Source organism: Agrobacterium rosae, from assembly GCF_002915175.1.
GTDB classification, from domain to species: domain Bacteria; phylum Pseudomonadota; class Alphaproteobacteria; order Rhizobiales; family Rhizobiaceae; genus Agrobacterium; species Agrobacterium rosae.
Genome location: NZ_NXEJ01000004.1, coordinates 456805 through 475373, shown reverse-complemented (window position 1 = coordinate 475373; position 18569 = coordinate 456805). Strand labels below are relative to the sequence as shown.

At 56.8% G+C, this 18569-nt stretch carries 17 protein-coding genes; 4 read left to right on the top strand and 13 right to left on the bottom strand.

The window, feature by feature from the left end; genetic code table 11:
* The first annotated feature begins 7 nt into the window (after positions 1-7).
* A complete protein-coding gene (locus tag CPJ18_RS09645; protein WP_103657848.1) occupies positions 8-427 on the top strand; it encodes an HIT family protein in 420 nt (139 codons plus the stop codon).
* Here CPJ18_RS09645 and CPJ18_RS09640 read toward each other — a convergent pair.
* From CPJ18_RS09640 to cckA, 7 genes are all read right to left on the bottom strand, one after another.
* Positions 408-1346: a phosphatase PAP2 family protein gene (locus CPJ18_RS09640; RefSeq protein WP_167397867.1), complete on the bottom strand. Its 939-nt coding sequence runs from the start codon at positions 1344-1346 to the stop codon at positions 408-410. The two genes, CPJ18_RS09645 and CPJ18_RS09640, sit on opposite strands and share 20 nt — an antisense overlap.
* A 65-nt stretch (positions 1347-1411) precedes the next feature.
* Entirely contained in the window at positions 1412-1759 is a 348-nt protein-coding gene (locus tag CPJ18_RS09635; RefSeq protein ID WP_153366743.1) for an AzlD domain-containing protein, read from the bottom strand.
* Positions 1756-2511, bottom strand: coding sequence for an AzlC family ABC transporter permease (locus CPJ18_RS09630; protein ID WP_103657942.1), 756 nt, complete (start codon positions 2509-2511; stop codon positions 1756-1758). The genes CPJ18_RS09635 and CPJ18_RS09630 overlap by 4 nt, the downstream gene beginning before the upstream one ends.
* Before the next feature lie 70 nt (positions 2512-2581).
* Positions 2582-5092 carry an ATP-dependent Clp protease ATP-binding subunit ClpA gene (gene clpA / locus CPJ18_RS09625; RefSeq protein WP_103657846.1) on the bottom strand — a complete coding sequence of 837 codons (2511 nt, stop codon included), beginning with the start codon at positions 5090-5092 and terminating at the stop codon, positions 2582-2584.
* A 10-nt stretch (positions 5093-5102) separates the two neighbouring features.
* On the bottom strand, positions 5103-5456 hold the full coding sequence (gene clpS / locus CPJ18_RS09620; protein ID WP_077101015.1) for an ATP-dependent Clp protease adapter ClpS: 354 nt from the start codon (positions 5454-5456) through the stop codon (positions 5103-5105).
* Between the two features lie 186 nt (positions 5457-5642).
* Positions 5643-6284, bottom strand: a complete 642-nt coding sequence (locus CPJ18_RS09615; protein ID WP_167397866.1) for a helix-turn-helix transcriptional regulator — start codon at positions 6282-6284, stop codon at positions 5643-5645.
* A gap of 173 nt (positions 6285-6457) precedes the next feature.
* Positions 6458-9049 (bottom strand): cell cycle histidine kinase CckA, encoded by a 2592-nt coding sequence (gene cckA, locus CPJ18_RS09610; protein ID WP_077122678.1) that lies wholly within the window; start codon positions 9047-9049, stop codon positions 6458-6460.
* Between the two features lie 358 nt (positions 9050-9407).
* Here cckA and CPJ18_RS09605 point away from each other — a divergent pair, with 358 nt between their 5' ends.
* The 3 genes from CPJ18_RS09605 (at position 9408) to CPJ18_RS09595 (ending at position 12890) form a co-directional block, all read left to right on the top strand.
* The gene (locus CPJ18_RS09605) at positions 9408-10595 is read left to right on the top strand and encodes a flagellar biosynthetic protein FliO (RefSeq protein ID WP_103657844.1); all 1188 of its coding nucleotides are present in this window, start codon (positions 9408-9410) and stop codon (positions 10593-10595) included.
* 142 nt (positions 10596-10737) lie between these two features.
* Positions 10738-11676, top strand: a complete 939-nt coding sequence (locus CPJ18_RS09600; RefSeq protein WP_167397865.1) for a DMT family transporter — start codon at positions 10738-10740, stop codon at positions 11674-11676.
* Positions 11677-11762: 86 nt separating this feature from the next.
* Positions 11763-12890, top strand: coding sequence for an S-(hydroxymethyl)glutathione dehydrogenase/class III alcohol dehydrogenase (locus CPJ18_RS09595; protein WP_103657941.1), 1128 nt, complete (start codon positions 11763-11765; stop codon positions 12888-12890).
* 255 nt (positions 12891-13145) lie between these two features.
* Here CPJ18_RS09595 and CPJ18_RS09590 read toward each other — a convergent pair whose 3' ends face one another.
* From CPJ18_RS09590 to coaD, 6 genes are all read right to left on the bottom strand, one after another.
* Entirely contained in the window at positions 13146-14294 is a 1149-nt protein-coding gene (locus CPJ18_RS09590; RefSeq protein ID WP_103657842.1) for an aminodeoxychorismate synthase component I, read from the bottom strand.
* A 22-nt stretch (positions 14295-14316) separates the two neighbouring features.
* Positions 14317-15447, bottom strand: a complete 1131-nt coding sequence (gene tgt / locus CPJ18_RS09585) for a tRNA guanosine(34) transglycosylase Tgt (RefSeq protein ID WP_103657841.1) — start codon at positions 15445-15447, stop codon at positions 14317-14319.
* On the bottom strand, positions 15447-16529 hold the full coding sequence (queA, locus tag CPJ18_RS09580) for a tRNA preQ1(34) S-adenosylmethionine ribosyltransferase-isomerase QueA (RefSeq protein ID WP_103657840.1): 1083 nt from the start codon (positions 16527-16529) through the stop codon (positions 15447-15449). The genes tgt and queA overlap by 1 nt, the downstream gene beginning before the upstream one ends.
* A gap of 157 nt (positions 16530-16686) precedes the next feature.
* Positions 16687-17196, bottom strand: a complete 510-nt coding sequence (locus tag CPJ18_RS09575; protein WP_077101028.1) for a peptidylprolyl isomerase — start codon at positions 17194-17196, stop codon at positions 16687-16689.
* Between the two features lie 35 nt (positions 17197-17231).
* Positions 17232-17801 carry a peptidylprolyl isomerase gene (locus CPJ18_RS09570; protein WP_077122683.1) on the bottom strand — a complete coding sequence of 190 codons (570 nt, stop codon included), beginning with the start codon at positions 17799-17801 and terminating at the stop codon, positions 17232-17234.
* A 27-nt stretch (positions 17802-17828) separates the two neighbouring features.
* Complete coding sequence (coaD, locus tag CPJ18_RS09565; RefSeq protein WP_103657940.1) at positions 17829-18323, bottom strand: pantetheine-phosphate adenylyltransferase; 495 nt, start codon at positions 18321-18323, stop codon at positions 17829-17831.
* Positions 18324-18569 lie beyond the last annotated feature (246 nt).

The following is an 18569-nucleotide window of genomic DNA, read 5'->3' as shown; positions in this document are numbered from 1 at the left end:
ACAATCCATGACCTACGACACCAACAATATCTTCGCCAACATCCTGCGCAACGAAATCCCTTGCGTGAAGGTCTACGAGGACGACGATACATTGGCCTTCATGGATGTAATGCCGCAAGCGCCCGGCCATGTACTGGTCATCCCAAAGACTGGCTCACGCAACATTCTGGATGCCGATCCCAAGATCTTGGCAAAAACGATCGCCGTGGTTCAGAGAATTGCCGTTGCAGCGAAAGAGGCGTTCGACGCCGACGGCGTTTACGTCGCGCAGTTCAACGAACCTGCCGCAGGCCAGACGGTGTTCCACCTGCATTTCCATATCGTCCCGCGCAAAGAAGGCGAGCAGATGAAGCCTCACAGCGGCGCCATGGCTGATGTGGCATTGTTGAAGGCGCAGGCTGAGAAGATTAAAGCGGTTCTTGCTTGATGTTGAGAGGGTTGTTGGCTTCTGAAGCGGACAGCCGTGACAGCAGTTTTCCAGCAAGCAGATAAGCGACCACGAACATGACGATACCGCCAAAAACATCGCTGAGGTGATGGCCACCATGCACGAGAATGGCCGGCACCATGGCGATGTTGACCAAGGCTACGAATGGAAAAATCCATTTGAACCTTGCCATGAACACGACGGCCATACACGCCATGACCGTATGGAATGATGGGAAGCCGATCAGGCCGAGTACGTTCGCGGGTGAGATGTAACTCGGTCCGTCGCGGCCGAGGCGCAGCAGTTCTTCGCCATATTGCGGCGTCACTCCCAAGTCGATCTTGGACAAGATGTCAGGCGAGATCGCATAGAGTGTCGACGGTCCAAATGTTGGAAAGAGCGTCCAAATCGCGATGCACCCCGATACACCGATGACGCCTGTCAAAAGAAAATGCCACAATGCCTTTGCCTTGCCGGAAAAGCCAAGAAGCAAAACAACGAACACAAGCTGCGGAAGCGAGCTGAAATACACCAAAAAGAGTGTCTTCGAAACGACAGGCCACTGCGATGCCAACGTCACAGCGTCAGGCCAGCTATAACCCAGCGCCGCATCAATTTGCACGAGCATGGAATCGAAGGGTAATGAGCGGATTGGCAGCAAAAGGTAATTGAAGACGGAAGCGACCAACGTAAAGATGATAAACAGACCCGAGGCACCCAGTGCGAGTGCGATGCGTTCCTCTCCCCGTAAGACCCGATAATATTGACCGCCAGCAATAAGTGCCAGGCCGACACAAGCTGGAAGCGCGTAGCCAAACCAATCCACCGCCACGCTCTTTACGAGCAGGAGCGCGATATCCAGCACCGCAATTCCAGCAATGAGGGAAGCAAAAAAACGTTCAGCCGGCAACCACCGCATGGGCATCTCCATTACGGTGAGTTTTAGAACCAAAGCCTGAAATTCGCGTAAATGCGGCTGTGGCCTTATCGTAAATCCAGAGCCACCAAGCCGAGCGTCAACAACAGCAATGGCACGACGACACCGACAAGAATGCGTTGCCCAGCCATCAGAAAGACCGCAAAACCAATCCCCGCAGCGCCAATACGCAGCCACAGCGGAGTGTGCTCCAGCGTTCCCGTGGGGAAAACGATCAGCTTTGCCGTCACCGCCATGACGAGAGCGGTCGCGACTGCCCTCACCCAGTTGAGTGTTTCCGAACCCTCTTTCAGCCGGTTGCCAGCGAGTACGCCCAGCCAGCGCCAGAGGTCCGTGGCGATCCAGCCTGCGATGGCGATGAAGAGATAAGGTGCCCACCACGCGTCGGTTATCATGGCTCACCCTCCGCCGTTGCAGGTTCGATTTTGCGGCGGAACCAGAAACGGTCGATGAGATAAGCCAGCGTTCCGCCGCCGATACCGGCGTAGAGAATATCGAATTCCGGCTCGATGACGGCGAATAACGGACCGCCAATCACTCCGATCACAAATGCGACCTTGACGACCGAATGTCGTGCAGACGCCCAGATGGACGACACGAAATAGACCGGCGTCAAAAAGAAGAGAACACCGGCGACGACTGGCGGAAAAGCGGCAACCACGCCGTAGCAGACAGCAACGATCAGCGCATTGATGAGTGTCAGCGTCATGCCGAAGCCTGCAAACCAGGCCACCCTCGCCTCACGCGGCACCTTGCTCAGGTTCTGTGTGGCAAAGACCCATGCGGTAATGGCGACAAAATGGGAGAGGAACAGCAACAGCCATGTCGGCGTCTTTGCGGTGCGCATTTCCGGCACGATGGACGCCACCATCGGCATCATGCGGATGGATGACAACGTCACCACCAGAAAGCAGGTCGCCAGCCCCGCGCCGCTGGTCATGGCACCAATCAGGATCATTTTCGCCGGTAGCGCCCAGATCGTCAGCGTCATGAAAACAGCTTCACCTCGAGTCACGCCCGATTCAAGTGCAAAGGCACTGAAACCCACGAATGATGTCATGAGGATGAGAGAGGGGAGCGAAAAAATCCCCTTCATTCCTCGGATAAACCAAAGATAAAGAGGTTCTGCTTCGCTTTCTAAGGGCATGTCTGCTTCCGGTATCGACATAGAAAATGCCGGGCGCAAACCCGGCACTTATCGTTAATTGAAAGTCATATCACTTCTTTTTAGGAACCTTGGGCACCGTGTTGGCCTTGCGACGCGGCTTGGCGTTCTCGTCCACCTTATCGGTTTCCGCTACGACGGTCTCTGCTTCTGCTTCCGGTTCCGCCTTTGTGGCTTTTGCCTTGCTCTTGGCTTTGCCAAGAGATTTGGCAGCCTTCAGCTCGGCTTCCGGCTTCGGCTTCACGGGTGCCGTTTCCGACAGAACATTCAGCTTCAGACCTTCAGACCCATCATCGTTCTTGCCCATGGCAACGCTGACGACACCACCCTTCTTGAGCTTCCCAAAGAGAATCTCGTTGGCAAGGGGCTTCTTTATGTATTCCTGAATGACGCGGCCGAGCGGACGCGCGCCCATTTTCTCGTCATAGCCCTTCTCTGCCAGCCAGGCGATGGCATCCTCATGCAGGTCGAAAGTGACATTGCGTTCGGAAAGCTGCGTTTCCAACTGCATGACGAACTTCTGAACCACCTTGTGGATAACGGCAGTCGGCAGCGGCGAGAACGGAATGATCGCATCCAGACGGTTGCGGAATTCCGGGGTGAACAAGCGGTTGAGTGCTTCTTCATCCTCACCAGTACGCTTGGAAGAACCGAACCCGATGGCGGATTTGGCCATTTCCGACGCGCCCGCATTCGTCGTCATGATGAGAATGACGTTGCGGAAGTCGATCTTCTTGCCGTTGTGGTCCGTCAGCGAACCGTGATCCATGACCTGCAACAGAATGTTGTAGATATCCGGATGCGCTTTCTCGATTTCGTCCAGCAACACGACGGAGTGCGGATGCTGATCCACGCCATCGGTCAAAAGTCCACCCTGGTCGAAGCCGACATAGCCGGGAGGTGCACCGAGCAGGCGCGATACGGTGTGCCGCTCCATATATTCCGACATATCGAAGCGCAGCATTTCCACGCCGAGAGAGGCGGCAAGCTGCTTGGCAACTTCCGTCTTGCCGACGCCGGTCGGGCCGGAGAAGACGTAGGAGCCAATCGGCTTGTTGGGCTCGCGCAGACCGGCACGGGCAAGCTTGATCGCGGTGGACAGCGCCTCGATGGCGATATCCTGACCGTAAACCACCGAGCGCAGTTCTTTTTCCAGATTGGCGAGAACCATCTCGTCATCCTTCGATACTGTCTTGGCCGGAATACGCGCCATCGTCGCGATAGTTACTTCGATCTCCTTTTCGGTGATCAGCTTGCGACGCTTGGATGGTGGCAGCAGCATCTGTGCCGCACCCGTCTCATCGATGACGTCGATTGCCTTATCTGGCAGCTTGCGGTCAGAGATGTAACGGGCCGAAAGCTCCACCGCAGCCTTGATGGCTTCGTTGGAATAACGCAGGTGGTGATAGCTCTCGAAATAGGGCTTCAGGCCCTTCATGATTTCGATAGCATCTTCGATAGACGGCTCGTTGACGTCGATCTTCTGGAAACGACGGACAAGCGCCCGATCCTTCTCGAAGAACTGGCGATATTCCTTGTAGGTGGTCGAGCCGATGCAACGGATCGCACCGGAGGAGAGAGCAGGCTTCAGCAGGTTGGACGCATCCATAGCACCACCAGACGTCGCCCCCGCACCGATGACGGTATGGATTTCATCGATGAACAGAACAGCACCGGGAAACTCTTCGAGTTCCTTGACGACCTGCTTCAAACGCTCTTCGAAGTCACCGCGGTACCGGGTACCGGCCAGCAATGTGCCCATATCCAGCGAGAAGATCGTATCGTTCTTCAACGCTTCCGGCACTTTACCTTCAACGATTCGTTTGGCCAAGCCTTCGGCAATCGCCGTTTTACCGACGCCTGGGTCACCGACGTAAAGCGGGTTGTTCTTGGAGCGACGGCACAGAATCTGAATGGTGCGGTTCACCTCGGCATGACGGCCGATCAGCGGATCGATCTTACCGCCACGCGCCTTGTCGTTGAGATTGACGCAATAGGCCTTCAGCGCATCCTGCTGTTTTTTGGGTCCAGCACTATCTTCTTCGGAACCGGTGTTACGGGCCGGCTTGGCTTCGTTTTCGTTTTCTTCCGCGCCACGCGGCGTGCGGGTCTGCGATGTCCCGGGACGTTTGCCGATGCCGTGGGAGATGTAGTTGACCGCGTCGTAGCGGGTCATTTCCTGTTCCTGAAGGAAATAGGCGGCGTGGCTCTCGCGCTCGGCAAAAATCGCGACGAGCACGTTGGCACCGGTGACCTCTTCGCGTCCCGACGATTGAACGTGGATGACGGCTCTCTGGATAACGCGTTGGAAACCGGAGGTTGGTTTTGAGTCCTCGTCGTAACCTGTGACGAGATTAGAGAGTTCACTGTCCACATAATCGACGACGGTCTTGCGGAGCGCGTCGATATCGACGTTGCAGGCACCCATAACGGCGGCAGCGTCTGCGTCGTCTATCAAGGCCAGCAACAGATGCTCAAGCGTCGCATATTCGTGATGACGCTCATTTGCGAAGGTCAATGCCTGATGCAGCGCCTTCTCTAGACTTGGGGAAAAAGTTGGCACGTTGCGATCCTCATTTCTTTTCCATGACGCACTGTAGCGGGTGCTGGTGCTGTCGGGCGAAATCCATGACCTGACTTACTTTTGTCTCTGCGACCTCATATGTGAATATGCCGCATTCACCGACGCCGTGCTGATGCACATGCAACATGATGCGGGTCGCTCCTTCCCTGTCCTTCTGGAAGAAACGCTCCAGAATGTGAATAACGAACTCCATGGGAGTATAATCGTCGTTCAGCAAAAGAACACGGTAAAGATTAGGCTTTTTCGTTTTTGGTTTTGTGCGGGTGATAACGGAAGTTCCGCGGTTTGTGCCGCCATCTTCCCCTTCGCTATCGCCTTGCATGTAGATCGACGTCGCGATCATCTTTCATCATTCTCCAGATCAAACTCGCACTAGTTTTTCGACGGCGAGCCAGAATTTCGCTAACCTTTATTTAGGTCGTTACAGAGTGATTTTAAGCCCCCCGCACCGCACTGCAATCACTAATACGTTCACTCGCAATGAAAGTGTGAAGAGAAGCGTGACCCAAAGGGATTTGCGCAAGCCCTCCTAACGCGCCAATCCTCGCCTCAGCGTGACCGCAACGGCATGTTCAAAGGTCGCAACCTCCATCTTGCTGCAAATCGAAGAAACCAGATAACTTATCGTAATACTGGAAAGACCTATTTTTTCTGCGATGACATCGAAACCATCACCGTCTACGGCAAGAAAAAGCACCTGCTTCTCAAGGCCGGAAAGAGGTTGTCTCGCTTCAGTTTTCGCACGACCGATGATCGCCAGGCGGACATGCAGGTGAAACACCAGCACGTTCAATTGCTCGAGCTCATCGATATCGACACACGCGCGATCTCCTAAAAAACCGATGAGGCGCGGCCAGGATGAAATACCGAGCGCAGGAAAGCTAATTCCCATCGTTATGCCGGTAGCACGAAACATCTCTGCGGTTTCTGCAGTAATTTCGCCTATGGCTTGCTTCTGTATTATATCCCATGGCATCGGCCCCAAAGTTCCTGGCAAATGCTGCGAAAGCTGGGCGACGAAATTCGTCAGGCGGTCTTCTATTTTATAGGAAACGGCTGCTGGAACATTCGATGGAAAAAGAAACGAGATAGGCTCCCCTTCGTCCAGACGCGATGTATCGAACACGCAGTAATACTGAAATCCAAACAACTGCTGGATTTCAGTCAGCATCAGGCCGACCTCTTCCACCGTGTTCGTTTTCTGCAGTCTGATGAGAAGGTCCTCGTGAATTTTAAGCCTCTGCATCAAAAGAAATGGCCATCCGTTAGGGACAGGATGGCCGGGCGAACGACCAAGTCAGCTTGGCGCTCCAGCGGAAAGAGTATTGTGACAGGCTATGCCTGTCAATTTTCACTATCCAGCATCTCGCGTACCGCCACGGCCAGTTGCTTCAGCGAAAACGGTTTTGGCAAAAAGCCGAACTTTGCATCGGCCGGAAGGTTCTTCGCGAAAGCGTCTTCGGCATAACCGGACACAAAAATGAACTTCATGTCGGGGTAGGTTTTGCGCAACTCGCGCAACAAGGAAGGCCCATCCATTTCCGGCATGACGACATCCGAAACGACGATGTCGACTTTACCCTCGAGCTCCTCCAGCACTTCCAGTGCTTCGGTGCCGGAACCAGCCTCGTGAACCGTATAACCACGCGTTTCCAGCATGCGCTTGCCGCCGCGTCGCACCGCCTCTTCATCTTCCACAAGAAGAACGACGGCTGAATTCCCCGTAAGGTCCTGCGGCTCTTCCTTGACCAAGGCCTTAGCCGCAGCATCCGCGGCAGCCTGAGCCGCTTCGCCTTCAAGTGGCGCTACCACTTCTATGATGTGGCGCGGCAGGAAGATACGGAACGCCGTTCCTCTTCCCACTTCCGAATCCGGGTAGATGTAACCGCCGGACTGCTTGACGATGCCGTAGACCATGGAAAGACCAAGACCCGTGCCCTTGCCGACTTCCTTCGTCGTAAAGAAGGGCTCGAAAATCTTGTCCATGATTTCGGGTGGAATACCCGTGCCGGTATCCGCAACCTCGATCATGACAAGGTCTTCGGCTGGAATATCCGAGCGTCCAAGCGCGACGACATCGTCCACGGACATATTGCGGGTGATGATCTTGATCTTGCCGCCTGTAGGCATCGCATCGCGCGCATTGACGCAAAGGTTGATCAGAACCTGCTCGAACTGCGAAAGGTCTGTTTTGACAGGCCAGAGATCGCGGCCGTAATCCACTTCCAATTTGACGTTGGTGCCCGATATCAACCGGTCGACCAGCATGCGCAGATCGCCAATGACGTCGGTCAGGTTCAGCACCGCCGGACGCATGGTCTGCTTGCGGGAGAACGCCAGAAGCTGCCGCACGAGAACGGCTGCACGGTTGGCATTGCGCTTGATTTCCATCAGATCGGCAAAGCTGGCATCGGCAGGTCGCGCCTGCAACAGAAGATGGTCGGATGAAAGCAGAATCGCCGTCAGCACGTTGTTGAAGTCATGCGCGATACCGCCCGCCAATGTGCCGACCGCATTCATTTTCTGCGTCTGCGCCATTTGCGTTTCGAGCGCTTTCTGCTCGGTCACTTCGATGGCATAGACGATGGCAACCTCTTCCGGCGCCTCATCGTCCTGATCGATGACCGCATGGACGTAGAAACGGAAATGCCGCGTCTCGTCGGTTGGGTGGCGCGAATCGAATGGCGCGATATCGCCCTGACGGTCCTTGGCCGCGTCGATGGCCTGCAACAGCTTCGGCTTGTCATTATCCAGCAGAACCGCATCGAGAACGACACCATTGTCGATATCGTCACGCCCGACAACGCCGGAGAAGAGCTTCAGGAACGGCGCGTTGGTGCGCAGAATGCGACCATCGCCATCCAGCGAGGCAATCGCCATCGGCGTATTGTTGAAGAAGCGCGTGAAGCGCATGGCAGATGCCGACTCGGCGTTTTCCTTGCCCTTGGAGCGCATAAGCACGATCGTGCGGCTTTCGCCCGGTGCACCGTCCCGTGTCGCGGTAACCTGATGCACCAGCCTAGCTGGCATGCTCTGACCGTTCACCCGGCGCATATCGAGATCGAGCATTTCGGTGCGGTTGGTGCCCGCATGCGGCTGGACTGACTCGATCAGCGCCATGCCCTCACCCGCCACGATATCCGAAACCGTCAACGAACCGGGAGAGAACTGCGCAAGATCTATCCCTAGCCATTGCGAGAGCGTGGCGTTGAGATAGACGATTTCGCCTCTCTTGCCCGCGGAGAAGAAGCCAGCAGGGGCGTGATCGAGATAGTCGATGGCGTTCTGCAACTCGCGGAAAAACCGTTCCTGATCTTCACGCTCCGTGGTGATGTCGGCGATCTGGAAAACATGAAGATCGTTGCCGCTGGCATCCTTCAGCAGCCTTGCCTTCAGGCGATACCAATGCGGACCGGACTGCGAAGTGGTTTCGCTCAATGGCTTCAGAAGACGAAACTCTTCGTAACCGTCCTTGCCCTCGCGAAGTGCGTTGATCAGCCTGTAGAGCGCCTCGGTCGATTCCCGATCGCGGGAGAGCAATGCTTCCAGGCTCTGAATTTCGGTTGCCTTCGTCGCACCCGTCATCTGGCAATAGGTCGCGTTGGCATAGACCAACCGACCCTTCGGATCGGTGATCAGCGTTCCATCCGGATGGGACGACAGAAACTGCCGCGCCATGCCATCGGATTGAGATTGTGGCATGACCTCGATGAAGCCGATGGCCGACGACACCAGAAAAAAGATGCCGAGCATGGCCAGAACGCCGAGAATGCCGAGGACGACCTCGTTTTCCAGCGAATCCTTGAAATAGACGAAAGCGACGGCTGCTGCGACGAGAACGAGTGCCAATAGCAAAATGCGCAGAAGGGTGCCGGATCTTGCCCGCCTGTCCACCAACGGGAAGTCATTGTCGCTGGCTTGGCTCACCTTGGTCATAGAGGCTCTAACCCTTGCAATTTTGCCGACCCATGGACATTCGAAGACAAATACTCCGAACGGAATCGCTTTTGTCTATCCCTTGTAGCAATTTGCCGAAATGTCAAAAAGCTCCGCCGCACCATAAACCTTTGCCAATACACAACGAATACGGCTGATTTCATGCGATATCGGTCTCTGCGTGGCCGCTTTGCCACGCCGAAAGACGCCCACCTGACCAACACGGCAGCATTTTCATGACGGGATGCTGATAAAAACTTGTGCTCAGCGCAAAAAAATCGTCTTTTCGCTTCAAACCGCTTGAAAAAATCAGGTACGGCAATCATTTGCCCTCCAAAAGACCAAAGGGACTGGCTCAATGATGGAAGAATTTATCGGCACTTATGGCAACAACCTGATTGTTGCTGTCGTCGGTGTCGGCGTGGCACTTCTGGCAATGGCCATCATCATGTGGCTCATTCGCAGACGCGGTGGTTCTTCTCCCTTCATTCGCGGCGGCAAGAACCGTCAACCCCGTTTGCAAGTGCTGGACGCCACGGCCGTCGATGCCCGCCGCAGGCTGGTTCTCGTGCGTCGCGATAATGTCGAACACCTCGTCATGATTGGCGGCCCAACCGACATCGTTATCGAAAGTGGAATCGGCGCCATTCCGATCATGAGAGACGTGCGCGATCCGCAGGACGACCTACTGCAGGCACCACCCCAGGAAAAATCCATCGCTTCGAACCGCCCAAGAGCTTTGACGTCTGCGAAAGACGAAGACATTCGTGCAACAGCACCCATCGCCACAGCTGCTCCAGCTCCGGCCGCAGCAACCGCACCGGTCGCTCAGCCTAGGCCAGAGCCAAAACCTGCGCCGAGCGTTGCGCCACCTCGGCCAATCGCCGCAGCTCCGCCAAAGCCTACCGCTCCTCCCATTGTTGCTGCACCACCAGCTCCTCCCGCTCCGCGCCCCGTTCAGCCGGCATCGCAGCCTGTGCCAGAGGCCGCGCCTGCTCCAAAGCCGGTCGCCAGAGAGCCCATTTCCCCACCTCTGACTGCCGCCGTCGTTCCTGCCGTGACAGCCGCCTCCCTACAACAAGAACCGGTCGCAAAACCAAGCACGCCCGAACCTGTCGTCGTTCAGCAGGCAGCACCGCCGCCCGTCGTTGTGACGCCGCCACCCGTAGCTGCGCCTGAACCTGTCATCGATCAACACAACGCGGTCGATTTCCTCGATGCAGCGCGGGAGCGCGTGTTGCCGACGTTCCGCACCGCCACCCCGCTGACCGCCACCGCTAATATCGCAAAACCGGAACCTCTGGCACCCGGCGAAAGCGGTGCGGTCTTTGGCGATCAGTTGACGAGCGATTTCGAAAGCTTCCTCGAAGCGGAAATCGCCAAGAACAATGCTGCGGAAGCACCTGATGTCAGCCTCGAGCCAAGACAGCAGCGGGAGTTTACAGAACCCGTTTCCCCACCAGCACCGGGTACATCGACCGACCAGGACGTCCAGAAGGAAATGGCGCGCATTTTCGGTGAGATGGCCGTCACCCGCGACAAATAATCCTCGCCGCTACGGCCTCATCTGGGAACTGCCTGACGGCCTGCCGATACCCTCGGCGGGCCGTCGGTTTTTGCAGTCCCTAAGCGTTGTAATTGCTTCGCGACTCTGATCAACGTCGCTGACGGGAACAAAGGGTGATCGAATGACCGCGTCGGCAACAAGCGCAACGGCATTAAAGGGCATGCTGATCATGGCGGGCTGCATGATCGTGCTGCCGGTTATGGATGCCATTGCCAAATACATGGCCGTCAGTCAGGGCATGTCGCCCGCGCAGGTGACGTTCTACCGCTTCTTCTTCCAGCTCGTCTGCACCCTGCCCCTGCTGCTGATCATGTCGCCTCGCGCACTTCTCTCCGCCAAGAGACCATGGCTCAATCTGCTCCGTGGCGTCTTGCATGCGGCGGCGAGCCTGGCCTTCTTTGCCGCGGTCAAATACATGCCGCTGGCGGACGTGTTTGCGATCTATTTCGTCGAACCCTTTTTGCTGACAATGATGTCGGCGCTGTTTCTGGGCGAGAAAGTCGGCTGGATGCGCTGGTCAGCAATTGCCGTGGGTTTCATCGGCGCGATGATCGTCATTCAACCGAGCTTCGAGGTCTTTGGATGGACGTCACTTTTGCCGGTCGCCTGCGCTTTTCTCTTCACGCTCTACCTCTTCCTCAATCGCGCGATGGGCGATGCGGACAGTCCGCTGGTCATGCAGACCATGGCGGGCATTGCCGGTACGGTGTTCATGGGCGTAGCGCTGTTGCTTGGTCATGGACTGGGCGATGTGAACTTCGAAATGTCGCTGCCCGGCTGGGGCCATGGCCTGGCGCTTCTGGTTCTGCTCGGCTCGATATCCGGTTACATGCACCTTCTCGTCGTAAAGGCCTTTCGTCTTGCGCCGGTGTCGCTGCTGGCGCCTTTTCAGTATTTCGAAATCATTTCCGCGACGGTTCTCGGTTACGTCCTGTTTTCAGACTTCCCAACCGCGTCGAAATGGCTCGGCATCGTCATCATCGTCGCGTCCGGCCTTTTCATTATCTGGCGCGAGCGCCGGGCTGCAAACAAGACGATCACCGAGGTCGCAGAAGTTTGACGAATATGGGCTCTTGCCCTTGTTCCAGCCGTTGAGGTCGGGCAAAAGTCTTCTCGACTTATATGCATACAATCATGGAGACGAAAATGGACGTTCGCGCCGCAGTCGCTGTTCAGGCAGGCAAGCCACTGGAAATCATGACGGTTCAGCTGGACGGTCCACGCTTTGGCGAAGTGCTGATCGAGGTCAAGGCGACCGGCATCTGCCACACAGACGATTTTACGTTGTCCGGCGCAGATCCAGAGGGCCTGTTTCCAGCCATCCTGGGCCATGAGGGCGCAGGGATCGTGGTTGATGTCGGTCCGGGTGTCACATCGCTGAAAAAGGGCGACCACGTCATTCCGCTTTACACGCCGGAGTGCCGTGAGTGCTATTCCTGCCTCAGCCGCAAAACCAACCTGTGCACCTCTATCCGCGCCACCCAGGGCCAAGGCCTGATGCCGGATGGCACTTCGCGCTTTTCCATCGGCAAAGACAAAATCTTCCACTACATGGGCTGCTCGACATTCGCCAATTTCACGGTCCTGCCGGAAATTGCACTGGCCAAAGTCAACCCGGATGCTCCATTCGACAAGATTTGCTATATCGGCTGCGGCGTGACGACGGGCATCGGTGCCGTCATCAATACGGCCAAGGTTGAAATTGGCTCAACGGCAATCGTCTTCGGTCTGGGCGGTATCGGCCTCAACGTATTGCAGGGCCTTCGCCTTGCCGGTGCCGACATGATTATCGGCGTCGATATCAACAATGACCGCAAGGCCTGGGGCGAAAAATTCGGCATGACGCACTTCGTCAATCCGAAGGAAGTCGGCGATGACATCGTGCCTTACCTCGTCAATCTGACCAAGCGTAACGGCGACACCATCGGCGGTGCGGACTACACATTCGATTGCACAGGCAACACCAAGGTCATGCGTCAGGCGCTGGAATCCTCACATCGTGGCTGGGGCAAGTCAGTCGTCATCGGCGTGGCCGGTGCCGGTCAGGAAATCTCCACCCGTCCGTTCCAACTCGTCACGGGACGCAACTGGATGGGCACCGCCTTCGGTGGCGCACGCGGCCGCACGGATGTTCCAAAGATCGTTGACTGGTACATGGATGGCAAAATCCAGATCGACCCAATGATCACCCACACCATGCCGCTTGAAGACATCAACAGAGGCTTTGAGATGATGCATTCCGGCGAGAGCATCCGGGGCGTGGTTGTTTATTGATTGATTGATCAATCAACGCTGTCCTTCGGCGGAAGCGCCGGAGGACATTGCTATCAGGACCAGACGACTTTACGCATGTCGCGCCCCTAACCTCCTCATTCCTGTGCTTGTCACAGGAATCCAGTCGTCGTGCGTCTGCACGGCGAAAAGACTCTTCTCAGCCCAAAGACTTGGGCTGGCTGGATTCCTGTGACAAGCACAGGAATGAGGGACGATAGGGCGGTGGCGGACTGACATGTGACGACAGTCTAGAAGCTAAACCAGCCGCTTCTCACCCGTAGCAAACTTCGCCTTCAGCAAGCACTCGTCGTATTCCGCATCCGCCGTCGAATCGAACACGATCCCGCCGCCAACATTGAAGGTCGCCCTGCCACCCTCGAACAAGGTTATCGTGCGGATCGCGACAGAAAAGCGCATGTCACCACCGGGTGAAATCATCCCAATTGCACCGCAATAGACATTGCGCGGACCGATCTCCAGATCGTGAAGGATCTCCATCGCCCGCATCTTCGGCGCACCCGTTACCGAACCGCAGGGGAAAAGTGCCGCGAAAACATCCTCTACCGTCATGTCGGGCAGAAGCTTCGCCCGCACATGGCTCACCATCTGGTGAACGGTGGGATAGGTCTCGATCTCGAAAAGTTTCGGGACATCCAACGTGCCGACTTCGCCAATGCGCGAAATGTCGTTGCGCAGCAGATCGACGATCATGCGGTTTTCGGCGAGCGTTTTTTCGTCCTTCAACATCCCGGCAACCAGCGCGGCGTCCTGTGCCGGTGAAGCGCCGCGCTTGATCGTTCCCTTCATAGGATGCGTTTCGATCCAGCCGTCCTGCACCGCGAAAAACAGCTCGGGTGATCGCGACAGGATGACGGGGCCGCCGAGGTTGACGAGGGCTCCATATTTCACCGGCTGCCGGTCGATCAGCGACCAGAAGGCCGTGAGCGGATCGCCGTTCCAGCGGGCGTGGACAGGCATGGTGAGATTGGCCTGATAACAATCACCCTGCCGCAAATGCTGGTGCAGCTTTGAAAACTGCTTTCGGTAGTCTTCAAGGGTCCATCCGGGTCTGATGTCGCTTAGAAAATCATCCGCACTGATGAGTGGACCGGGGCTCGCCTGCTTCACATCACCGGCTGGTGATGTGAACACGCCGAAGCACAGCAACGGCACATCGCGCTTGGCACCCGCCAGCGGTGCCAGCTTTTTCTCGAAGAGATAGCCCGCCTCATAGGACATGTAGCCAGCGAGGTATTTGCCTGCGGCTCGCGCAGCCTGCATTCGGGCGAGAGCGGGAAAAAACTCTTCCGCCTCATGCGCAACGATCATCTCTTCCGGATCGGTAAACAGCGTTACCGAGCCGGTCGTGTCATCGCGAAAAAGCACATAGGGTGCGGTCAGCAAATCCGTTCAATCCCTCAAAACGTCAGATGGGATCGATATCGCCTTTCGCCCACATTTCAATGGTCTCAGCGTAGAAATCCGCAAAGCGGCCTTCTTCGATGGATTTGCGGATGCCCTGCATCAGCTCCTGATAATAGGCAAGATTGTGCCAGGAGAGCAGCATGCCGCCCAGCGCCTCGTTGGAGCGGGCGAGATGATGTAGATAGGCGCGGGAGTAATCACGCGATGCCGGGCAGTTGGACTGCTCGTCCAGCGGGCGCATATCTTCCGCGTGGCGGGCGTTGCGAATATTCACGCGGCCGCGCCGGGTGAAGGCCAGACCGTGGCGACCGGAACGGGTCGGCATGACGCAGTCGAACATATCGATGCCGCGCGCCACGGATTTCAGAATATCATCCGGCGTGCCGACGCCCATCAGATAGCGCGGCTTTTCGGTCGGTAAAACCGGTAGGGTGATGTCGAGCATGCCGAGCATGACTTCCTGCGGCTCGCCCACGGCAAGACCGCCGACGGCGTAACCCTTGAGGTCGAGTTGCTTCAAACCTTCCGCCGAGCGAATGCGCAAGTCCGGCTGGTCTCCGCCCTGCACGATGCCGAACATGGCTTTGCCCGGTTGCTCGCCAAATTGAACGCGGCAACGCTCGGCCCAGCGTAGCGACATTTCCATGGCGCGCTCGATTTCCTTGCGCTCGGCAGGCAGTGCGATGCATTCGTCCAGCTGCATCTGGATGTCCGAATCGAGCATGCCCTGAATTTCGATAGAGCGTTCCGGTGACATATGGTGCAGCGAGCCATCCAAATGGCTTTTGAACGTCACACCCTTTTCGTCCAGTTTGCGTAGGCCAGACAGCGACATGACCTGAAACCCGCCGCTATCCGTCAGGATCGGGTGCGGCCATCGGATCAGCTCATGCAGACCGCCAAGACGTTGAACACGCTCCGGGCCGGGTCGCAGCATTAGGTGGTAGGTGTTGCCCAAAATGACATCGGCACCCAGTTCGCGCACCTGCTCCAGATACATGGCCTTGACGGTGCCAACCGTTCCGACCGGCATGAAGGCCGGTGTGCGGATTGTGCCGCGCGGCATGGCCACTTCGCCAAGGCGCGCGCCGCCGCTGGTTGCTTTGAGGGTGAAGGTGAAGTTCTCTTGCATCAAATTTTCCGGAAAAGGAGGCTGGAATCGCCATAGGAATAGAAACGGTAACCGGTCTTGATCGCGCGGCCATAAGCCTCGCGCATCGTTTCCAGCCCGCAGAACGCCGACACCAGCATGAACAGCGTCGATTTCGGCAGATGAAAATTCGTCATCAGAATATCGACTGCCTTGAAGCGATATCCCGGTGTTATGAAGATGCCGGTTGGACCGGACCAGGGCATGATCTGCCCATCATCGGTAGCCGCACTTTCGATCAACCGCAGCGAGGTAGTACCAACGCAGACGATACGCCCACCCCTCGCCTTGACCGCATTCAATTTGGCCGCCGTTTCCTCGGAGACGGTGCCGATTTCGAGGTGCATCTTGTGCTCCTCGGTATCATCGGCCTTAACGGGCAGAAACGTGCCAGCGCCGACATGCAGCGTCACGAAGTGCCGCTCGATACCCGCCGCGTCCAACGCTTCGAACAGAGCGGGCGTGAAATGCAGGCCTGCGGTGGGAGCCGCAACGGCACCTTTTTCGCGAGCGTAGATCGTCTGGTAGTCAGTCTGGTCCTGCGCGTCTTCCTGGCGCTTAGCCGCAATGTAGGGAGGAAGCGGAATATGGCCGACGGAGGCGATGGCCTCGTCCAGAACGGGGCCGGAGACGTCGAATAACAGGGTGATCTCACCCTCCTCGCCCTTCTCCTCGACCGTCGCCTCAAGGAAAGCAAGGCCGCAGGCATTGTCACGCTCGTAACCAAAGCGGATGCGGTCGCCCTGCTTGATGCGCTTGCCGGGCCGCGCGAAAGCCTTCCAGCGGCTGGCATCAGCGCGCATATGCAGCGTGGCAGACACCGCCGTCTCCGGCGCACCCTCCCGCAGACGCACACCTTCGAGCTGGGCGGGAATAACGCGGGTGTCGTTGAAGACAAGCGCATCGCCGGGCTTCAGAAAGCTCGGAAGATCGAAAACCTGATGGTCCGTCATGCTGCCTGCATTCGGATCGACCACGAGCAGACGCGCACTGTCGCGCGGGCTGGCCGGGCGAAGCGCGATGTTGTCGTCAGGAAGGTGGAAGTCGAACAGGTCTACACGCATGATGGGCTCTTAGAGTTTTCGCGACTGGTTCCCGTGCTACGCTTTCGTCTTCCCTCATTCCTGTGACGAGCACAGGAATGAGGGAGAAACGGCACCAGAATATCAAAACCCGCCCCGCAGTTGCCTGCGAGGCGGGCCAAATGTCTATATCCTACGCTCAGGCTGCAGAAGCAAGGCGGATGGAGACGATGGAATCGGGATCCTTTACAGGCTCGCCGCGCTTGATCTTGTCGATGGCTTCCATGCCTTCGATGACCTGGCCCCAAACCGTGTACTGCTTGTTCAGCCATGGGCTGTCGGTAAAGCAGATGAAGAACTGCGAGTTGGCAGAATTCGGGCTCTGCGAACGGGCCATGGAGCATGTGCCGCGAACGTGAGAAATGGCGGAGAATTCGGCCTGAAGGTCAGGCTTTTCAGAGCCGCCCATACCGGCACGTGCCGGGTTGAAGCTTTCAGAACCCTTCTTGCCGAACTTCACGTCGCCGGTCTGCGCCATGAAATCGGTGATGACGCGGTGGAAGACAACGCCGTCATAGGCCTGCTCGGACACCAGTTCCTTGATGCGCGCAACGTGGCCTGGGGCCACTTCCGGCAAAAGCTGGATGACGACCTTACCGGTCGTTGTTTCCATGATGAGGGTGTTTTCCGGATCCTTGATCTCGGCCATGGTATCTCTCCTTCTAGTGTGGCTTTCGCCCGGTTTTATTTCTTGCCGACGGTAACTTTGATCATGCGGTCAGGGTCGGTCACTTCGCCGTTTCCACCCTTACCACGCTTGATCTTGTCTACGAATTCCATGCCGGACACGACTTTGCCGACAACCGTATATTGTCCGTTGAGGGACGCGCCCTTGTCGAACATGATGAAGAATTGCGAGTTGGCGGAATTCGGGTCCTGCGAACGTGCCATGCCAACCGTGCCGCGCTCGAACGGAACCTTGGAGAACTCCGCTGGCAAATCCGGCATATCGGAACCGCCTGTACCCGCGCGCTGGGCGCTGAAGGACTTGGCCATATTGCCGTACTGCACGTCACCCGTCTGGGCCATGAAGCCCTGGATCACGCGGTGGAAAGCGACGTTGTCATAAGCGCCCTTTTCGGCCAGCGCCTTGATCTGCGCGACGTGCTTGGGGGCGACTTCCGGCATAAGCTGTATGACAACAGGACCGTCCTTCAATTGAATGGTCAGAAATTCGGCGGCAGACGCCAGGCTGCTGGCAGCAATCGCGCTGATGAACAAGACGCCAGCGAAGGCAGATCGAAGCAGTTTCATTGGATGGGCTCCAGATAAAGGGCTGAATTATCTCTTCAGCTTGCTGTTAAGGGCTTCAAGCACGGCTTGCGGCACAAACGCTTCCACATTGCCGCCCATGGAGGCGATCTGGCGAACCAATGTGGCGGTAATGGGCCGCGATGCCGTTCCGGCGGGAAGAAAAACGGTCTGGATGTCGGGTGCCATCTGCCTGTTCATGCCCGCCATCTGCATTTCGTAATCCAGATCCGTGCCATCCCGAAGGCCGCGAACCAGAAGGCTGGCACCGTGTTCACGGGCGGCGTCCACGACAAGATTACCAAAAGAAACGACCTTCAGACGGGACGCGGCATCCGGCACGACATCATTTAGGGAACGACGAATGAGGTCGGCACGCTCATCAAACGTAAACAATGGTGCTTTGCCCGGATGAATACCAATCGCGACGATCACTTCGGACGCGACGTTCAGTGATTGAATCAGAACGTCGAGATGTCCGTTGGTCATCGGATCAAAGGATCCGGGATAAAAGGCAATCGTCATATCGCTCTCGATATTTCCGCGCGGCGTGCAAATGAATGTGCCGCCTTTTGTCATGGAAGACCGGGCTTCGCAAGACCTTGGGGTAGCAAGCATCCTGTGACGCACCCGTTGGAGGTGCCTGAACAGCGTATGAATGCACCATTCAGGGTGGCTTCAAACCGCATCGCTATAACGGTCTCATCGAATGGCAACGGGCGTCAAACCCCAATCGGAGACGGAAATGCTGGTTTTCATGATGGTCCTGGC